The 1,102-nt window shown below is 56.4% G+C and carries 2 protein-coding genes; both read left to right on the top strand.

The window, feature by feature from the left end; translation table 11 throughout:
- Positions 1 to 230: transcriptional regulator (locus BZK31_RS27005; protein WP_083186275.1), on the top strand; the 230-nt coding region annotated here is incomplete at its 5' end.
- A 233-nt stretch (positions 231 to 463) separates the two neighbouring features.
- Positions 464 to 1,102, top strand: a 639-nt coding sequence (gene gacA, locus BZK31_RS27000) for a response regulator transcription factor GacA (RefSeq protein ID WP_167378121.1), incomplete at its 3' end; no start/stop codon positions are given.

Here is a 1,102-nt window from a genome sequence, read left to right as displayed (position 1 = left end):
AGGCTGATTACCTGGCCGCAGTCGCTGCCAAAGGGGTCGATATCCTCTACGTCCTGACCGGGACACCCACGCCGATCCCGGTCGACAATCTCAGTGTTGCCGAGGAGAAAGTGCTTGGCAGCTACCGCGTGCTCGACAAGGAAGATCAGGACGCGATCAGGCGACTGACCACTACCATGGCCGAGCTGTCCGCTTCGTACTCGACGACCGACAAGCCGACCGACGAGTGAAGGCAATGTGCCGTTGACTGGCGCGACAGGGTCTTCGACGCTCTGTCTCGCCTGCATGCGGCGCCTGAGTCCTTTATGCGCACGGAAAATCCAGGGTCTGCAACCAGGTATGGGCTCGAGTCGGGATGTCCTTTGGGGGGTAAATACGAAATCAGTAACATCCCCTAGGTCTGGCTCGCCGTTTTTTGTTATGGTGAATGGCATTCGTTATGACCGTTGCGCGAGGTGTCTGCTTGATTAGGGTGCTAGTTGTCGATGACCATGATCTTGTTCGGACAGGCATCACACGCATGTTGGCCGATATAGACGGTCTGCAGGTCGTAGGACAGGCCGATTCCGGGGAAGAAGCCTTGAAAAAGGCCAGGGAGCTCAAGCCCGACGTCGTGCTGATGGACGTCAAGATGCCAGGTATTGGTGGTCTTGAGGCTACGCGCAAGCTGTTGCGCAGCTACCCGGACATCAAGGTCGTCGCTGTGACGGTGTGTGAGGAGGATCCATTCCCGACCCGTTTGCTTCAGGCTGGCGCGGCAGGCTACATGACCAAAGGCGCGGGTCTTGCTGAAATGGTTCAGGCCATTCGCCTGGTATTCGCCGGTCAGCGCTACATAAGCCCACAGATCGCTCAGCAATTGGCACTGAAGTCTTTCCAGCCTCAGGTCAACAATTCGCCTTTCGACCTGTTGTCAGAACGCGAAATCCAGATTGCATTGATGATCGTTGGCTGCCAGAAAGTGCAGACCATCTCCGACAAGCTGTGCCTGTCGCCGAAAACGGTCAATACTTACCGCTATCGAATCTTTGAGAAGCTCTCCATCAGCAGTGATGTCGAATTGGCGTTACTGGCAGTCCGTCACGGCATGGTGGACGCCAGC

Source organism: Pseudomonas floridensis (assembly GCF_002087235.1).
In the GTDB taxonomy this organism is placed as follows: domain Bacteria; phylum Pseudomonadota; class Gammaproteobacteria; order Pseudomonadales; family Pseudomonadaceae; genus Aquipseudomonas; species Aquipseudomonas floridensis.
The sequence above is the reverse complement of the archived record's forward strand: the minus strand, read 5'-3'. Positions and strand labels throughout refer to the sequence as shown.